This window comes from Halomonas sp. A3H3 (assembly GCF_000982975.1).
GTDB lineage: Bacteria > Pseudomonadota > Gammaproteobacteria > Pseudomonadales > Halomonadaceae > Vreelandella > Vreelandella titanicae.
Map to the genome: position 1 here is coordinate 4,576 of NZ_HG423343.1, position 18,943 is coordinate 23,518.

Annotated in this window: 12 protein-coding genes and 1 pseudogene; 5 read left to right on the forward strand and 8 right to left on the reverse strand. The window is 53.3% G+C overall.

The genetic code is table 11. The annotated features are described in order from the left end of the window. Positions 1 to 234 precede the first annotated feature (234 nt). Positions 235 to 1,850, forward strand: a pseudogene (locus HALA3H3_RS00030) (methyl-accepting chemotaxis protein). A 156-nt stretch (positions 1,851 to 2,006) separates the two neighbouring features. Here the strand turns inward: HALA3H3_RS00030 and HALA3H3_RS00035 are convergent. The 3 genes from HALA3H3_RS00035 to HALA3H3_RS00045 form a co-directional block, all read right to left on the reverse strand. Beyond that, positions 2,007 to 3,227 (reverse strand): glycosyltransferase family protein, encoded by a 1,221-nt coding sequence (locus tag HALA3H3_RS00035; RefSeq protein ID WP_009288458.1) that lies wholly within the window; start codon positions 3,225 to 3,227, stop codon positions 2,007 to 2,009. 60 nt (positions 3,228 to 3,287) lie between these two features. Continuing rightward, complete coding sequence (locus HALA3H3_RS00040; RefSeq protein WP_022519974.1) at positions 3,288 to 4,205, reverse strand: HAD-IIB family hydrolase; 918 nt, start codon at positions 4,203 to 4,205, stop codon at positions 3,288 to 3,290. Positions 4,206 to 4,856: 651 nt separating this feature from the next. Beyond that, on the reverse strand, positions 4,857 to 5,867 hold the full coding sequence (locus tag HALA3H3_RS00045) for an OmpA family protein (protein WP_022519975.1): 1,011 nt from the start codon (positions 5,865 to 5,867) through the stop codon (positions 4,857 to 4,859). A gap of 210 nt (positions 5,868 to 6,077) precedes the next feature. Here HALA3H3_RS00045 and HALA3H3_RS00050 point away from each other — a divergent pair, with 210 nt between their 5' ends. The 3 genes from HALA3H3_RS00050 (at position 6,078) to HALA3H3_RS00060 (ending at position 7,924) form a co-directional block, all read left to right on the forward strand. Continuing rightward, a complete protein-coding gene (locus HALA3H3_RS00050; protein ID WP_240550038.1) occupies positions 6,078 to 6,743 on the forward strand; it encodes a hypothetical protein in 666 nt (221 codons plus the stop codon). A 64-nt stretch (positions 6,744 to 6,807) separates the two neighbouring features. Further along, on the forward strand, positions 6,808 to 7,338 hold the full coding sequence (locus HALA3H3_RS00055) for a FlgO family outer membrane protein (RefSeq protein WP_035538611.1): 531 nt from the start codon (positions 6,808 to 6,810) through the stop codon (positions 7,336 to 7,338). Between the two features lie 85 nt (positions 7,339 to 7,423). Continuing rightward, positions 7,424 to 7,924, forward strand: a complete 501-nt coding sequence (locus HALA3H3_RS00060; RefSeq protein WP_053856838.1) for a GNAT family N-acetyltransferase — start codon at positions 7,424 to 7,426, stop codon at positions 7,922 to 7,924. A 23-nt stretch (positions 7,925 to 7,947) separates the two neighbouring features. Here the strand turns inward: HALA3H3_RS00060 and HALA3H3_RS00065 are convergent, their stop codons facing one another. Beyond that, positions 7,948 to 8,268 carry a DUF6916 family protein gene (locus HALA3H3_RS00065; RefSeq protein ID WP_039857260.1) on the reverse strand — a complete coding sequence of 107 codons (321 nt, stop codon included), beginning with the start codon at positions 8,266 to 8,268 and terminating at the stop codon, positions 7,948 to 7,950. A gap of 63 nt (positions 8,269 to 8,331) precedes the next feature. After that, entirely contained in the window at positions 8,332 to 8,877 is a 546-nt protein-coding gene (locus tag HALA3H3_RS00070; RefSeq protein WP_022519980.1) for a phage tail protein, read from the reverse strand. 881 nt (positions 8,878 to 9,758) lie between these two features. Here HALA3H3_RS00070 and HALA3H3_RS00075 point away from each other — a divergent pair. After that, positions 9,759 to 16,064, forward strand: a complete 6,306-nt coding sequence (locus HALA3H3_RS00075; protein ID WP_022519982.1) for a DUF4347 domain-containing protein — start codon at positions 9,759 to 9,761, stop codon at positions 16,062 to 16,064. Between the two features lie 192 nt (positions 16,065 to 16,256). Here HALA3H3_RS00075 and HALA3H3_RS00080 read toward each other — a convergent pair whose 3' ends face one another. From HALA3H3_RS00080 to HALA3H3_RS26500, 3 genes are all read right to left on the reverse strand, one after another. After that, the gene (locus tag HALA3H3_RS00080) at positions 16,257 to 17,777 is read right to left on the reverse strand and encodes a M14 family zinc carboxypeptidase (RefSeq protein WP_022519983.1); all 1,521 of its coding nucleotides are present in this window, start codon (positions 17,775 to 17,777) and stop codon (positions 16,257 to 16,259) included. Between the two features lie 387 nt (positions 17,778 to 18,164). Then, complete coding sequence (locus HALA3H3_RS00085) at positions 18,165 to 18,377, reverse strand: DUF6447 family protein (protein WP_022519984.1); 213 nt, start codon at positions 18,375 to 18,377, stop codon at positions 18,165 to 18,167. A 91-nt stretch (positions 18,378 to 18,468) separates the two neighbouring features. Then, positions 18,469 to 18,765, reverse strand: a complete 297-nt coding sequence (locus tag HALA3H3_RS26500) for a hypothetical protein (RefSeq protein WP_141224355.1) — start codon at positions 18,763 to 18,765, stop codon at positions 18,469 to 18,471. Between the last annotated feature and the right edge of the window lie 178 nt (positions 18,766 to 18,943).

The following is an 18,943-nucleotide window of genomic DNA, read 5'->3' on the forward strand; positions in this document are numbered from 1 at the left end:
CCTGCCACCGCAGATCGAGATTGCCTCGTCGCTGCGCTCCTCGCAATGACATATGAGTAGGCTCCTCACAATGATCAACTGGGTGTCATTGCGAGCGATGTGAAACACATCTCAGAATATGCTGCCTCGGCAAGCGAAATTGCCGCGGCAGCATTTACTTTAAATTTTGCTAAGGTATTGGTGCCTTAGGCCGATAGGGAACAACGTTGCTTACTTACATCGGCTAGGAAAAAAATGACACGCTTAACGACGACGCAAAACTCTGGGGAACGCTGGGTATTATCTGGGTTGCCATGCTACTGCTGGTAGGCTGGTTGGCCTGGGAGAATCGCCAGACGATTGAGAGTGAACGCCGAGACAGTATTCAATACGTGGTGGAAAGCGTACAGAGCCAAATTGAAGCGCTACAAGAGCGGGTAGTTGCTGGAGAGCTCAGCCTTGAAGAAGCCCAACAGCGTGCCATCGACAATATGTCTAGCGTCAGTTTTGGCGGTGGAGAATATATCTTCTCCTTCGATGATGACCTAAAGATCGTTTCCCACCCCAAGCGCCCCCGCGGTGAAGACATGAGCGCTTACCAGGATGCCAGCGGCATGGATCTTTACGCTGCTTTTCGAGAAGCAGCTCAAGCTGGCGGTGGGCACGTTGACTACTACTCCCGTCGTATTACTGGTGATGAGCAGGTACCGAAAATCAGTTACGTGGCCTATCTTCCCGAATGGCAGTGGTCGCTGGCCACGGGTGTTTATGTAGATGATATAAACGAAGCTTTTATTACACGTTTAATTTACTCGGTAATGGTACTGCTGATTATAGGCCTTCCTGTAACGCTGCTAATGGGCTGGGTCATTCGTGATGTTGCTCGCAGGCTGGGGGGCGACCCACGCTATGCAGCTAGCGTAGTACGCCATATTGCTGATGGAGATTTGACCCAAACCACTCAGCTTTCGCCGAAGGATCAGCAGAGCTTACTATTTGATATCAACCGGATGCGTGAAACCCTGGCCAATACCATTGGCGATATTCACCACGGCGCAAACCAGGTTAACAGTGGCGTAGAGCAGATTGTGGGTGTTAATGAAGAGCTTTCCACACGCACCGAAGAGCAGGCAGCGTCGTTGGCCGAAACGGCCTCCAGCATGGAGCAGCTTACCGCCACGGTTAAACAAAATGCCGAACATGCGGATCACGCGCGAACACTTGCCACACGCACCGCTGACAGCGCTCAACGCGGCAGTGACTCAATGTCCACGGTGATCTCCACCATGGCGACGATTAACGAAAGCGCCACCCAAATGAGCAGCATCGTTAACACCATTGACGGCATCGCCTTCCAAACCAACATTTTGGCACTTAATGCTTCTGTGGAGGCCGCCCGAGCCGGCGAGCAGGGGCGCGGTTTTGCCGTTGTCGCCAATGAAGTTCGCCAGCTAGCCAGCCGTTCGGCTGCTGCCGCCCAAGAGATCAAAACGCTGATCGAAGCGTCGGACAGCAAAGTGGTGGAAGGCAGCCGTCAAGTGCATGACACCGGCGATGAGATCAATGGCATGGTCGATGACATTAAACAGCTCAGTACACTGGTTCAGGAAATCTCTGCAGCCACCATTGAGCAGAGCAGCGGCATTGAGCAGGTCAATCAGGCGGTAACGCAGATGGATCAAATGACCCAGCAAAATGCCGGCCTGGTGCAAGAGAGTAACCACGCCACCCAAACGCTCGCACAGCTCAGTGCTCAGCTGCGTCAACTGGTTGCCCACTTCCGCATTAACCAGAGCACGGGACATGCACAAGCAAATTTACCCGCCTCGTCATCGGCTCCGCGTGCAGCCCTCCAGCACAGCGATTTTTGATGTCTTGTCATTGCGAGCGCAGTGAAGCAATCTCGGGGTTACCTGCCATCGCAGATCGAGATTGCCGCGTCGCTGCGCTCCTCGCAATGACATATGAGTAGGCTCCTTGCGCAATGACATATGAGTAGGCTCCTTGCAATGATATATGAATAGGCGCTAAACCTTACCTTGGTTATCCAGCTCTACCGCTTCGTGCATACGCGTGAGCAGATCTGGCACCGCGGCCTGAACACGGTTCCAGCTGGGGATAAAGGGTCGCTCACGTGGGTTATCCATAAAAAGATTGCCCGCTTCGAGCAGGTTACTGGCAAACAGCTCCACGGCCTGCTCTTCGCTGTGGCGATCAAGGCTTAGGCCGTTCATCGTCGCATCGTGGTCGTAGGCTTCGATCAAATCCAGCGCAAAGCGGTAGTAGGTAGCTTTAAGCGTGCGGAAGTCTTCGCTGCTAAAGGTAACCCCCTGGGTGGCTAGTTTGCGATAGAGCGCTTTTGAAATATCCAGGCTCATGCGGTTTAAGCCGCTATCAGGATCATCTTCGCTAACCGGCTGATGCTTGTGGTCGTAGGCATCGGCAATATCTACCTGGCAGAGCTGGCGCAGGGAGTAGTTGCGTTGTAACTCCGACAAAACGCCAATTTCCAGCCCCCAATCCGCAGGCATACGAATCCCCTCAAGCACTTCGCTGCGCATCGCAAACTCACCTGACAGTGGGTAGCGAAAGCTATCCAGGTAATCAAGGTAGGGCATCGGCCCACAGACAGTTTTAAGCGCCCGCAGCAGCGGTGTGACTAACAGCCGTGAGACGCGCCCATTCAGTTTGCCCTCGGCAATACGGGGGTAATAACCTTTGCAGAAGCTGTAATTGAAATTGGGGTGCGCCACCGGATACATCAAGCGCGCAAGCAGCCCACGCTCATAGGTCAAAATATCGCAGTCGTGAAGCCCTACCACCGTCGAGCGCCCTGACGACAGCATATAGCCTGCGCAATACCATACATTGCGCCCTTTCCCAGGCTCTAAAGCGCCTAAACCGTGCTCTTCCAGCTCCGCATCCAGGGCGCGCAGCCGTGGGCCATCGTTCCATAAGATGCGCGTGTGTTGCGGCAGGCGTGAGAAAAACTCCCGAGCATATAAAAATTGCTCGCGATCGGCTCTATCCAGGCCAATGACAATCTCGTTGAGATAAGGGACTTTAACCAGCTCATCGACGATCGCCGACAGCGCTGGCCCTTCCAGCTCCGAAAACAGCGACGGTAGAATCAGCCCCATTGGACGTCGTCGAGCAAACTGGCACAGCTCTTGTTCAAGCGCCTCCACCGAGCGCCGGGTAAGGTTGTGAAAGTCGGTAATAATTCCGTTTTGATGAAAGTCACTCATTCACTTACCTCCCTGGATTCATAGAACTGGGGTCAAAGTACTGGACTCAAATAACTGTACTCAAAGGAGAGCGGCATCGCCCTTTTCCGCCGTCGCTAAACGGCGGTCATCTCGCCCCCACCAGTAGGCCACTCCCTCAGCCCAGCCAGTTGGCCCTGTGGCATCCGTGCGATAGAGCGAAGCGTTGCGGGGTTCTACGGCTAAGTCGTGACAACCTCGTATCACGACCGCTTGATCCACTGCTTCGAGCATGGTGATATCGTTTGGCCCATCTCCCAAACCCAATGAAAGAGGCATTCGCCCTCTTAATGCCGTGAAGCGTTTAACCAGCCACTCGACGGCATTGCCCTTATCGGCGGAGCGCCCCATTACATGCCAAAAGCGCCCACCTTGAGTAAGCTGTAAGCCATCCCCCTCTAAAGCGGCGCGAAACGTCTCAAGGGCCGCGGCCGAGTCTTCCCACAACAACGGTTCGCTACCTTCCCGCTGCCGAGCATCCCGGGCGCGAACTGCGTCGAGCCCGGTAAGCTCCATCACCTCAGCTACGCTCATCTCTCCCATGCGGGTAAAGCGAATATCCAAGCGTTCACGCCACACCTTTAATCGGGCACGTATAAAGCCAATATCCACACCAGGATGTTTGATAACGACACCATCACGGCCACTGTCTGGACGGTCTAAGCGTGCATGACACCAGCCAGGGGGGAGACCAATAACCGCACCATTTTCAGCAATAAATGGGGTTGCCGTGAGGCCTAGCGCTTCGCGCAGCAGTATCAGTTCGGCACGGGTTTTACTGGTCACCGGAACCACCGGCACCCCCATTTGCTTTAAGCGGGCAAGCCAGGGAGCAGCAGGGCTGAAGTCATAACTGTGATGGTCGAGCAGTGAGCCATCTAAATCGGTCAAGACAAGCCGCGGCTGCAGAGCCGGATCAACCGAAGGGGTTGACGCTGAAAGACGAGCGGGTTCAGGCATAGCACTACCTCTCTTCGGCCTTAACGCTTCGTTAAGACGTCATGTCTAGAACGCCTAAATAGCTATGGCCAGCTATTAACTACTATGACCAGCTATTAATTGCTACGTAAAGCATAGCAATTAATAAGCCAAAACAGAGAAGTGTCTATTCAACAGAGGGTTACGTGGAATTTGACGGGATAAATAAATCAGAGTACTTGCAAGCACCAAAAAGAGGCAGTTAAAACGCACCACAAAAGTGCATGAAGCAGATCGGTGCGCTTTGTACAGCCCCTTTCAGAATAAGCATTAGCGATAACTAAGATGATAAAAAGTAAAAAAAGCTTTACCGCACTTGGCAACGCTTAATAAATAGCTATACTGATATTGTACCCACTGGCAACCCTGTACACCCCCTCACCTGATGCCAGTGGACTGCAGTGAGCCAAGCCCTTTAATGCCCGCCTCCCCCGGCGGGCTTTTTTCTATGTCATTGCCCCTCTTATGTCATCGCGAGCGAAGCGTGGCGATCATGTTGCCGTCATTGCAAACATAGAGAAGCAATCTCGGGGTTAGCTATCACTGACAAATCAGATTGCCGCGTCGCTGCGCTTCTCGCAATGACATTTTCCTTATAGCTGAGCAGCTATTTACTCCTCTATTAACTGCCCCTTACTCCACATGAATCACCACCTCAACCCGCCGATTACGTGCACGCCCTTCCGCGGTGGCGTTGCTCTCTAGCGGTTTTGTTGCTGCCAAGCCGACTGCGCGAAGGCGTTCAGCATCCACGCCCGCCGCTTCCAGCGCTTCCACAATGGCAATGGCACGAGCACTCGACAGCGCCCAGTTAGATGAGAACTCCTCGGTGCTAATGGTCTGGCTGTCCGAATGGCCCTCCACCCACACTTCGCCATCGTAGCGCTGAATAGTCTCGAGCAAACTGCTCACTAGTGACGACCCATCGTTGGTTAGCTCAGCCGTGGCAGAGGGAAACAGCAGTTGATCCTGTACACGCAGGCTAATCCCCTCAGCCACCCGCGATACTTCAACACCCTCCAGGTCGGGCAAATAGGTAGACTCTTCAACGCGTTCCGAAAGCGCCTGATTTAGCGCAGTCGCCCCCGCTACTGACTCATCGCTCACCGCTTGTACATTTGCCGGGGGGTGGTCGGTTAACACCACCATGTAGTCAGCTAAGGGCGATGTAAAATCATCGCTGCCCGCGGGCATCAGTAGTTTTGGTAAAGAAATAACCGGCTCAGCAGGCGGCAATGGTGCTGCCAAAAGCGGTGGAACACCGAAGCTGACTCGTCGAGGAAGATCGGCCAGCTTGGGCAGCCCTGCCACGCCAAGTGCCGCACTAATCGCCATGGGGTTCAATCCTGCACTGCTCCACCGGGCGACACTCTCACGCTCATGGCTTACCTGGGCCAATGCTTCAGGCAGGGGGACTCCCAAAGTAGGCGAGGATGTGCTCGCGTCCTCGCTCACACTATCCTTCTGGTTCAATTGAGGAATAACCGGCCCTGCAGCGGCGATAATGACCACGAACAGAGCCACCAACAAGGTCATGATATCGAGATAACTGATCATCCAACCGCTACCGCTATCACTTTCATGATAGGCCGACATCAGCGAATCATGGCGCGGACCGCCGCGGTGATCTTCAAGCATTGGCATTATCGCTCATTCAAGTTTTTAACCTCGTGGCCGATCTTGCTAGGTATGATGAATTAGATACGTCGAATTAGGCATGGCAAACTAAGCAAAGCACATAGTCTATCAAAAGCCGTTTTGTAGCGAAAAAGGAACCAGCAGGTGCGCACCCGTCCCCGATTATTTCCATTACCCTATTTCATACGTCCTGTTAGTTTGGGGCTGGCAAGCTTAATGCTTAGCGGCTGCTTTTATGCCAACACATCTCAAGCGCCGATCGCCACTACCTACCCCTATACCGAACAGCAACGTATGCAGGCAGCTCACCACTGGGATGTGCTGGCCCGCCATGAAGCTACCAGCATTTTACAACGCGAGCGCGTTCGCAATCGCGATTTACACATCAGCGAGTCAGACAGTGAAGCACTGCACGCCTACAGTGGCGGTGAATTTGGGCGTGGCTTTCGCGCACTGCTGACCAGCGAACTGGTGTCACGGGGCGCTAACCTTACCACCGTCCCCACTGCAAACAGCGCCAATATCACTATCGACGTCGAAGTTGTCGAGCACCGTGACCGCGGCTTTATCCGCCCACCGGTTGGCGCTTTTACCGCACTCACCGCGGGCATTGCGGTAGCCACGATTCCGTTTAATCAGTGGAGCGAACCTGCGCTGGGATTAATCCCCGCCGGCATGCTTGCCGATACCACCAGCGGTAGTTGGACATACACCGGTGACGAAGAGATCATCGTGACCACGCAAATTATCGATGGCGAACGAATTCTCTACTCTTCGTCCAACATTTACTACATCAATGCCGGTGACCGTCGTCAATATGCCCCTCATCGCGTGCCTCAGGCACCTACCACACCCTCCGTTCCCCTTACTGATACGTGGTAATTTCATGCTGATGACACTTTTAACTACTTGGCGCGCTCGCTCTATCGGCCATGCTACCCGTGGGATGACCATGGGCATAACGCTACTGTTACTGGCTGGTTGCAGCGCGCTGGGCAATGCTAACAACACGCCCGCCGAACCGGAACCCGATCTCTCTGAATTGGTTCATGCCGCTGCCGAGCAGATGGTTGCCAGCAATCCAGAGCTCACGCGCTATAGCCCCATGATTGCCGCCACTTTTGTGAGCATCGACAATCTAAGCCAGTCGTCTACGCTTGGGCGTATTAGCTCTGAAATTATGGCCTCCGCACTGGCCCGCCAGGGTATGCAGGTACGCGAAGTCAAAATGCGCGACAGCATGTTTATCGAAGAGAGCGTGGGGGAATTGATTCTATCACGGCAAGTTCAGCGCCTAACCGCTCAGCACAACGCCCGTTCAATTTTAATGGGCACCTATGCACAGGGCCAGGACTACGTCTATGTAAGTGCTCGGGTCGTGCGAGCAGGTGATGCCATGGTACTCGGCAGCGCCGATTTCCGCTTACCGCTCAATAACAACACCCGAAGCTTGTTAGAGGGCCAAGGGGGTTGGTGAGCACTCACGATTTTTGGCAAGCTCACGTTTATCTTGTAGTGGTGGGCGATTCAATCAACTTATATCCTTGGGCAATGGCAAACGAATGGCAGGTATTGGCGGGCACTTAAACGATGGGTTGCAACTTCGGCCCTCTAGAGATTCAGATCATCTTTTTCTTGAAGCGCTTTATCGAGATATCCGGCAAGACCTGCAACTAGCGCTGGCTGATCAAGACATGATTGAGGCGCTGCTTGAGATGCAGGTTAAGGCCCAAGCAATCGGTTATGGAACCGCCTACCCCAATGCCTTGTATTATATCGTCGAGAAACAGGGTGAGCAGATCGGCCGTGTCACCGTGGATTTCGGTGCCAACGAAGTGCATATTCTCGACCTCGCGCTGATCAAGGGAGCACGTAATAAAGGCTATGGTGCTGTCGTTCTTAGGGCAGTCCAGGCAGCAGGGGCTCAAGTTATGAGCCCCGTTTCCCTCTCCGTCGATCCATTTAATGTGTATGCCAAACAGCTTTACCAGCAGCTAGGCTTCCGCTTTGAAAGGCTAATGGGGGCGGTAGAGCGCTGGGTCTGGTATCCGCAAACGCCCTAGTCAACTATTAGTTAGTAAAAATATTAGTTAAAAACCAGTTGATACCAGGGCCGTGGGTCGCCACCCATTGGGGGTAACACACGGTTAATGTAAACGCCTTCCAGCGTTGCCCCGTCGCCTAAGCGCAAGACCCCGGTGGCGCTGGTAAAATCAACCTCGTCTTGCTGCCCAGACAGAAGAACACCGAAAGGCTCCCGCGCTTCGCCTGCCCCCGGCACTTGGCAGTCGGGGCGGCTTGTGACTTGCTCGACCGTTAACTTCACCGAAAGCGCAGAGGTCGCCTCAAAGGTACACTCTTTTCCCTGTAGCGGCTGAAAATCCGCCGCCGTAATGGTGCCTAACATCGTGACTCCTACGATAAGAGGCCGAACCTCCAAACGTTCGGCCACCATCACTTGTTGCCCTACCTATTGGCGGGATGGATAGATACCCTGCAATGCAATACTGAAGTTCAGGGCGAGATAAGGGTTCATAACGTTAAACGGTTGGCTCCCTCCGCTAATGCCCGTTTGGCCATTGCCTAACTCAACCGTGCCAGAGGGGGTGCCACGGAAGTAATTACGTACAGAGTCACTTAGGCCCACTTTACCGCTGGCTAGATAATCCCCTGTGGCAGGCGTGGCTTGATTGGCGGCATCAGGTGTGGTCATTGCCCCTGCGGCATGGGTATGTTGAGGCATTTGATTGATAGTCAGTGTGCGGTTTTCCGCTCCAGCCAGCTCCCCGATATCGACATTTGCCATGCCCGCTCCCTGACCTTGCCCTCTGGGCATTCGCCCTCTCAGATCTGGCAGGTTAAAGGTGGTTTGGCCGTTGCCGCCATACACAACGCCAAGTAAAGAGAAGAGGGCGGTATTCTGTGCAATAGACAACTGGGCACCATTGCACACCCCCCAGCCTCGAGGCGCCCATTCGAAGCCGAACATTTTGATTTCACCGAGGAATGGATCCATAAAATACTCCTTGTCACTGTTGTAATAAAGATATCTTTAATAAAGGTATCATTAATGCTTATGGCGGTTACTCAACCATTAGCGGCTGCGCATGATTGGAAAGGACGATCCGGTTGCACGCACAGTAACCATAGACTCATTAAACCTAGTAGTAAAATCTTGCATATGCTTAGGGTCACGATCATAATTTTAGTATTACTGTGCTAATTCCTCAATAAACCTAGACTGCTTTTACATAGTTAAGAAACCAAAAAACTGTATAAGCAGTAATATAAATAAACAAAAGTTAAACAAGCAAAAATTGGATTAAAGCTTAGAGCACTTCACAAATCAGTGGAGCTCTTTGATGTAGCGAAGAGCGCGATCACGTGTTTCTGAACATGGGAAGATGGGCCTCATCTAGCGACCAGATCATCCAGCAGTGTTGAAATAGGGAAATCCAATGTATGCATCTTTCACCCTGTGAGCGTCTTTATATCAATCACAGACAGTGTCGCTTACTCAGTGACGGCTGTCATATTCAGCATTTCAGCTTAGATGCCGCAGCATCACAGTATCAGTTGGGTATCACCGAAATCACTAGAGCGGCCACCCATAGCACAACGGATCACTTCAGTATCAACTTCTCGCAACCCCTTGTCAGCGACGTGCTCTCGAAAGATCCTAGAGTAAAGAACTGCACAAGGAGCATTAAGATGGACATTTCACCGCTTCGGGTTGCTATCTTTGACGGCGGCGTCTCCGGCCTGTCACTTGCCTATTACCGGATCGACGCCGTATAGGAAAAGCCATATAAAAAAGACGTATAAACAAATACCTACAGATAAAATATACACAAACAAACAACCAAATCTCTACACAACTTAAAGAGTGTACTCTTTATGAATACTCCCACCCGCCAAACGCCCCCAAGCCAATCGACTGGTCGTAACGAAGTTATCTTCGTCGACCCCCGAGTTGACGATTACCAAACACTGCTTAACGGCGTGGCCGACGATACCGTGGTCATACTGTTAGACCCCAGCGCTAACGGCGTTGAACAAATCGCCCAGGCGTTAGCACAGCGCGGCGAATTTGACGCCATCCACTTGGTTTCCCACGGCAGGGAGGGGCGTATAGCGCTTGGTAACAGCACGCTTGATAGCGAGACTCTGCCGAGTTATGCCCGCTTCCTGGAACAATGGGGCGAAGCATTGGGGCCAAACGGCGACATCCTTATTTACGGCTGTGATGTTGGCGCGGGCGAGCAGGGACTGCGGTTTGTGGAATCGCTAGCGCAGGTAACGGGCGCGGATGTGGCCGCCTCCGATGACCTAACCGGGGCCAGCGATCTTGGTGGGGACTGGGATCTGGAACAACAAACAGGCCTGATCGAAACAGCCGTTTTTTCACCCGCACCGGGGCTATTTCAGTCGACCTTGGCAATATCCAATGAGAATTTTGATGATGTAGGCCTTATCAATGAAAAACCGGTTACATCAATAAACGTTGGAGATTGGACGTTTGCAATGGATGGTGCTGACAGGATAGCTACCCCCAGCCCTTCAGACTTCACGGTCAACTTGAATAATTCAGGGGATCCTAATGACCGAGTAATTTGGATGAACTTTGAGAATCCAGATATTCGTCAATTCACCTTTTCTTCGACCGATGGATCTGAATTTGACCTTGCCTCGGTTGCCATTGGCATATCCGAGACAACAACTGACACTAATCCCGTGGCAACGATTCAGGGGTTCCGTGACGGTGCCGCAGTAACTTCTGCTGAATCACTTGACTTTACAGCTTCCGATACACAAGGAGACGCCCACTACACCTACAACGAAACTACAGCGGGTGGTGCTTATGGCGCGATAGATTTTCAGTCTGGCTACGACAACGTTGATGAAGTCAGGATTACATTTAGCGACGTCGCCGTGCTCGAAATGGATGATCTTGTCGCGTCACCGGCTGTCACGAATAATAATCCCGTTTTTGAAAATACGGATCCAGGCGGCCTGGTCGTCGACGAAACGTCCACTGATACCACCTCCGTCATCCACGATGTCAATGCCAACGATGGCGATAGCAGTGGAACCGACTCTGTCACCTACTCGATCACCGCTGGCAACGTCGACGGCGCGTTTGAGATCGATAGCAATAACGGCGAGATTCGTCTAGCGGATCCTGACGCACTCGACTATGAAGCCACCGCAAGCTACACCCTGACTATCCAGGCCGATGACGGTGAAAGCAGCAACAACACGGCTACTCAAGACATCACCATTTCCGTCAACGATATCGCCCCGGCCATCACCACCGGCCAAGTCTTTAGCGTTAAAGAGAGCGATGATAACAGCACGGTACTGGGCACTGTCGCTACCACGGGCGACGATCCAGTGAACTACTCCATCGAGTCCGGCAACACTGGCAACGCCTTCACTATCGATGGCGCCACGGGCGAAATCACCCTGAGCGATACCAGCCAGCTCGATGCCAGTGCGACCGGCAGCTATACGCTCAGCGTACAAGCCACCGATGGCAATACCGCATCAACGCAAGATGTCACCATCAACGTCACCGACGATGTGGCTCCTAGCGTTACCAGTATTGCCCCCAGCGGTTCACCCGATGCCAATGCTGCATCCGTCGATTACACCGTTACCTTTAGCGAAAGCGTCAGCAATGTCTCTGCCGATGATTTCACCCTTACCTCCACCGGCACCGCCTCTGGCACTATTAGTGCGGTTGCTGGCAGCGGTGACAGCTATACGGTCAGCGTTACCGGTATTAGCGGTGAAGGCGACCTGCGCCTGGATCTTAACAGTGGCACCGATATCGATGATGGGGCCACCAATGCCCCGGCAGGCTACACCAGCGGTACGGCTCACAGCGTTGATCTGGTCAAGCCGAGCGTCACCAACGTCACCTCACCGACGGCCGACGGGACTTATAACGCGGGTGACACCGTTGATATTACGCTGACCTTTAGTGAAGTTGTGACCGTAACCGGGACGCCGCAGCTAACGCTGGAAACCGGGGCAACTGACCGAGTCATTGACTATACGGCGGGCTCCGGGACTAACACGCTGACGTTCGCGTATACCGTTCAAGCAGGCGATGAAACCAGCGATCTGGCGCTGGCGGGCAGCGAGATCCTGCTCAATGGCGGCTCTATAAAGGACTCGGCAGGTAACGACACGGTGTTGGCCCTGCCCGCCTCAGGCGATGCTAACTCTTTGAGTAGCAATAAAGATATTGTGATTGATGCCATCGCCCCTAGCGTTACGAGTATTGCGCCCAGTGGTTCGCCTGCAGCCAATGCTTCCTCACTGGATTACACCGTTACCTTTAGCGAAGACGTCGACGATGTTTCTATCGATGACTTCCTACTCAACACCACCGGCAGCGCTTCGGGTAATATCGCCTCCATTTCAGGCTCCGGCAGTAGCTACACCGTCACTGTGGATACCATTACTGGCGAAGGCGACTTGCGCCTTGACCTGAACGACGGCACCGACATCAATGATGGTGCAGGCAATGCCTCGGAGGGCTTCTCCAGCGGCACTGCACATACCGTTGACGTGATGAACCCGAGTGTAACCAATGTCACCTCGACGAATGCCAACGGTACTTATAAAGCGGGCGACACCGTTAACATCACCCTAGCGTTCAGCGAAGCAGTGACGGTCAGCGGTACACCGCAGTTGACGCTGGAAACCGGGGCAACGGATCGCACCATAGATTATGTGGCTGGCTCAGGTACCGACGAGCTGACGTTTGCGTATACCGTCCAGGCGGGGGATGAGTCCAGTGATCTGGCGCTGACCAACGCTGGAATCATCCTCAATGGCGGCTCAATTCGCGATGCAGCAGGCAACGACAGCGAACTCACCCTGCCCACACCGGGTACTGCCAACTCGCTGAGCGCCAACAAAGACATCGTCATTGATGCCGTCGCCCCCGTCATCACCAGCGTTTCTATTCCGGATAGCAGTCATAAAATCGGCGATACCGTGACCGTCGCTATTACCGCGGGAGAGCCAAGCCTATCGCTGGACGCCGGTACGGTGAACGGGGTAGCGGTCACCGATTTTATCGATCAGGGCGGCGGCAGCTATACCGCCACTTACACGGTACAGGAGGGGGATACATCCCGCGCCCCAGGCGACGATATTCCCGTTAACTTTGTGTTGTCCGATGCGGCAGGCAATAGCTCTAGTGCTTACACTACTGCTATCAGCCAGAGTGCTGATGTCATCGACGCGACTCGCCCCACCCTGGATGGCGCTATTGTACCGTCGCTCGCCACCATTACTGACGACCAGATCGGCAGTGGCGGTTTTACCCTGACGCTGAACTTCAACGAAGCGATGAATACTGGCGTCGCACCCACGATCACCTTCCCAACGGAAGATCCCACAAACACGCTTACCTTTAACGCCGGCAGTTGGACGGATGCCAAGGCCTATATCGCCACCTTCGACACCGCCGATGCCAATGAAGTGATCAATAACGTGGATGTGCGAGTCAGCGATGCTCAGGATGCGGCGGGCAATACGCTTGCCGCCGTAACGCAAAACGACCTCTTCAGCGTGGTGACCGCCACCAGCCCGGCGATTCAGGCGATTACCTCGCCCACCGCCGATGGCACCTTTGCGGTGGGCAGCAGCATTGATATCACCGTGACGTTCGATAAAGCGGTCGACTTTACTGCCAACGGCGGCGCGCTAACGGCTACACTCAACACCGGCGCCACGATCCTTCTCACCAATAGCGACGCCGCTAACCAAAAGCAGTTTAGTGGCCGTTATACGGTGCAAGAGGGTGAGACGGACACCGATGGGCTTCACGTCGCCTCGCTAAACCTGACGGGTGGTGCCACGCTGGTCGCCCACGATAACGGCATAGCGGCGGACCTTGATACGCTGCCCGGCAGTCAAAATCTGGCCGACAGCGCTGAGTTGGTGGTTGATGCTAACTCGCCCGCGGCTACCCCAGCACCCACATTAGCAGCTGATTCCGATAGCGGTGTGAGCGATAGCGATAATCTCACCCACCACACAACGCCCACTCTCACCGGAGCCGGGGCCGAGGCAGGCGCTACCGTGACGGTTCGGGTCGATGGCATCAGCGTGGGTAGCGCCACCGCCAATGGCAGCGGTGACTGGGCCTTCACCTTGGCCGAAGGCGATCTGAGCGAAGGCCTCAACACGATCGATACGCTGGTTAGCGATAGCGCAGGTAATACCAGCAGTGCGTCTGCGGGTCTTGCGCTAACCCTGGATACCAGCGCGCCCACCGTCAATGACGATACAACGGCCACGGTACGTGAAGACGCGGGGGAGACCCTGCTGACCAACGTTAACGGAGCCGGCGACAAGCTCACCGATAACGACACAGGCGCAGACGACACGGCCCCTATCACCGCTGTGAATGACCGTGCCGATGCCCTGAGTAGCGCGGTGGCGGGCAGCAACGGCGGGCGCTTTATTATCGAAGCCGATGGCACGGCTAGCTTCGACCCCAATGGTGAGTTTGAAGCCCTTGCCCACGGCGACACGCTTACCACCGATGTCACCGTCGACATTCAAGACACCGCAGGCAATACCAGCACGTCCACCCTTAGCGTGACAGTGGAAGGCGTCAATAATGCACCTACCATCGCCACCAACGCAGGCCCCAGCGTAAAAGCCGGCCGTAGCGTCACATTAACGACGGCCAACCTGAATGAAGGCGATCCGGATGATGCTGGCGATGAGCTCACTTATACACTGAACACCCTGCCAACGTCCGGTACATTATTGCTCGATGGTACCGCCTTAGCCGCAGGCGAGACGTTTACCCAACAAGACATCGACAATGGCTTGGTGACATTTACGGCGGGCAGCAGTGCGGGCAATGCCAGCTTTGACTTTACCCTGGCTGATGGTGGCGAGGATGGTGTGGAAAGGGTCTCTGGAACTGTGACCTTTACGGTGGAAGCAGCACCGGAGCCAGAGCCTGAGCCTGAACCAGAACCTGAACCAGAACCTGAACCAGAACCTGAACCTGAACCAGAACCTGAGCCAGAGCCTGAACCAGAACCTGAGCCAGAGCCAGAGCCAGAGCCAGAGCCTGAACCAGAACCCGAGCCAGAACCTGAACCCGAGCCAGAACCTGAACCCGAGCCAGAACCTGAACCCGAGCCTGAACCCGAGCCTGAGCCTGAGCCTGAGCCTGAACCCGAGCCTGAGCCTGAACCCGAGCCAATTGAGCTCGCCAACTTTGTTGATATATTCACTGAAAAGGGATGGGAATTGCCATCTGAGCTCTTGGAACAGCTGCGTAATACCGCCACCTTTGTGCGTTACCCTGAGTTCGATACGGTGCTGACACCCATTATCCGTTTATACAACGGCATTCTTGATCGCGTTGCTGAACGGGAAGGCTTGGAGTACTGGGTGGCACAGCAAAATGCAGAAGGCAGCTTCAACGATATTGTTCAGGACTTTATGTTAGCAGAAGAGGTGAGCACCGCGTTACAAGCCATGGGCAGCGATAATGCCACCTTTGTGGATACGCTTTATCAAGCCGCACTAGGCCGTGCCGCGGATGAGAGCGGCCGCGATTACTGGGTAGACATCCTTGAGAGCAACAACGGGGATCGTAGTGAGGTCGCCCGTTGGTTTGTCCAATCACAGGAGTATATCAACGCCAACCCTCCTCTAGTGAACGGCAATAAGCTGCTGGCCTGGGGCGTGAACCTAGAACAAATGGAAATGCGCTCGCTGGGTTTTGATACCGGCGTAACGGCCGATCAAGACGACTTAGCGGAGACGTTAGTCCGGCTTTATACCGGCTTAGCCGGAGAGTCACCTAATGAGGCGACGTTTAATGAATGGCTGGAGAGTGGCCAAACGCCAGAAGCACTAGCGGCAAGCCTGCTGGAAAGCGAAGACTTGCTAACCACCGGAGAACCGATAGATTTTGAGACATTAATCGATACGCTTTATGAGCGGGTGCTAAATCGCTCACCGGACACCGCAGGTGAGCAGTATTGGCAAGAGGTGCTGCAAAACGGAGATGCCAGCCTGACTGAAATGGTGATGGCGTTTACTGACTCAAACGAGCACCAGCAGCTCAGTCGTTCAGAAGTGGATAATTATCTTGATGCCGCCAACCTGGTAGGCGTCGAAACTGACCTTGAGTCCTACCTGTTCGGCTAGGGCTATGGACTAACCCAACGGCACCGCAACTAAGTAAGTGGCGGTGCCGATTTCCTCCCGTCGCTCAATACATGCAGTTTTTTTGAGAGCCAAGTGGCTTGGTGAGGTAATAAAAAAGCTTCCCCTACTCAAACTCAGAGCTTATGGGGAAGCTTTTTTGATACTCAATCCTAATGGGCTACAAATCTATCCTTAAGCCACTAGCAATTCTTGGTGAAGAGGCTCAGAGGTGCCAATAATGGGCGTACTTTCCATCAGCGTATCCAGCCCTGCGACTATCTCGCCTTGATGAGACTCTTCACCCTCGCCTGCCCATTCGATCTCTTCAGCGTAAATCTCGTCAAACTCAATTCGCTCACCGCGCTCAGGTATCAGTGTTGCCAAAGCAGGATCAATGCTATCAAAACTGTTTTGCCCCATAGCCTCTACAACGCCTAGCATACTCAGTACGCCCTCAAGTACTATGGCACTAGAAACCGCATCAAAATCTAGCTCTAGCCCTTCCAGCGCTTTTAAGCTCAGCTCTTCCAGGCCCCGTTGCTCAATGAGGAGCGTAGGCACACCATCAATAGCAATTCCATTGCGTGCTATTTGTGGCGTGTCGCCACCGGGAAACAGTGACAAGTAGCCATAATCAAAATCATCGAGCCCTTGTGATATAGCTACCGCCGCTTGCTGTGCTGTTGCGGTAATGGTGGGATCGACGTCATCATTGGTTGGCCACAAGACTGACATCGTGTCGAGCTTGCCTGACTCGTTGATGTAGTTATTTTGGTTATGGTAATCAAGAATTAATTCAGGTTGAATCGCTTCGACCACCTGCCTAACAGCGGTGGTTTCTGGGATTAATGATGCATCAATCACTTCACTAGAATCCCAGGTACGGTTGAGGTCAATGTCCTCGGAGTTACGACGGGGATCGATGGTTGTTTCAGGGTCTAATTCACCTGCAACGAGCCCCTCCCAGCGCTCAAAACCGTCAGGGTTTACTCGTGGCATCACGGTTAACGTCACTTGCTCACGCAATGCTTGAGCAGCTTCACTGTCACCGCTCAGCCACTCTAGAAAATGCATGGCCGCCTCTGTCCCGGTGGGTTCATCACCATGCTGTTGGGTCACGATCATTAATTTGCGCGCCCCTTCGCCTACCGTGGCACTATATAAGGGCCTGCTTTCCAGCGACTCACCAACCTGCTCTAAGCTCAACGTATCATAGCTGGCATCTAGCGCTTCCAGGTCTTGATAAAGCTGTTCGTTGCTGCGAAAGCCATCCTGTACAAGAGAGCGTTCTGCATCGTAACTATCAGCATCAACACTGGACGAATAAAAATTAGCAATAGAGGCATAGGCTTCGAGCGCCTCTGCATCTGTCGGGCTAGCGCCCCCAATTAGAGCCTGTAACAGCGCTTGGGGAGAGAGCCCAGCACTAGCCTGCTCCGACCAATATTCAATACCCTCTGTCTCTGCTTCACGAGCAAACAGGCTTTGATAAACTTCGTTTATCCACTCATTATCTTCCAGCTCTGACAGTTCAATGCGCCTTGCCTGGAACTCTTCAGACTGCAACATAAACGCCGACACACCATCCATATCCACTGAGCCGCTTTCTATCTGCTCCAGCCAATAATGAAACCCGTCTGGATCAGCCGCGCGCCCTAGGATACCCAAATAAAGAGTTTGTAGATTTTTTTCAATGGAAAGAGTTGTCATCATTAATGCCTCCAGGCATCACTACATATCGTTCCCTGTATCGCCGGTGGAGCGTCATTAGCGAAGCCGAAAATAGGTAGCTACCGCTAGTCACAGCACTTTACTAAGCACCTTTATATTTTTCACGCAGAAGGCTCAGAGTTAAAGCCATCCTTTTCACACCCCTTTAAGGAATAGAGACAAGCACCCTATTTGTCAATATTCACCCTGGGCTTATGTGCTGGCTAAGTCATCGTCAGAGACCTCTATGCTCCAGCACGAGTATTTCTATCCTCTTTTTCATTACAGTATGGCTGGCTTCCACCTACCCAGAAGCACAATAAAAAAGCCAGTCAACATTAGCTGACTGGCTTGTAGATCAAGATGGCCATGCCTGACCAATGTTTTCTTTTAGTGTGTCTTTTGCTCAGGAAGCTCATCTTTTAGCGCACGCGCGTAGGCTGTACGAGCCGTTTGGGCGATAGCTAACTGCTGATTCAAACGTTGAATTTCTTGATCAGTCACGCGCAGGTTGAGTAGCTGATTACGTGCATTTTCAGATAGATCTGACACATTGAATTCACTGCCGTCGATAGTAACGGTTTGTGCTTTATCCTTCGCCATACAAAGCTCCTTAGGGTAATACAAATTAGCGGTGAATTATTGCAGCTACGCGCATAAATGTCGAAGCGGTGTGCACCTAACAAACCTTCTACTACGCTGCTTTGGTATCAAGCGCTGTCAACAGCCCATCAATATCGGCCGTAGCTGGCAACGCCTGAGATGGGCGACTAGGGTGGCGTAGCGAAAATTCTTTTAGCGTTTTAGCAGGCAGTGCGGCATCCAGCGTTGGCACGCCGACTTGCCAGACCAAATGCCTTTTGGTTGAGTGAGTGTCCTCCTCAACCACTCCCCAACCCACTACCCCATGACCTTTCACGTAGCATAGTACTCGATCATCTTGCCGGTAATCGTTAGTCGATTCAAAATCGCTCAGGCGAAATGTAGCCATTCTGATGGGCCAATGCTTTTGCGCCCATTCTTTTGAAACGCTTTGCCAGAAGTATCGGGGGGATTCGGATACCGAAGGCTGTCGATGAGGATCTGGCAACGCGCTTGCCAACAGTAATTGATAATGCTTGCGAGCGACATGGTGATGCGCCAACCGTTGATGGAGCTCTGCAATGTGC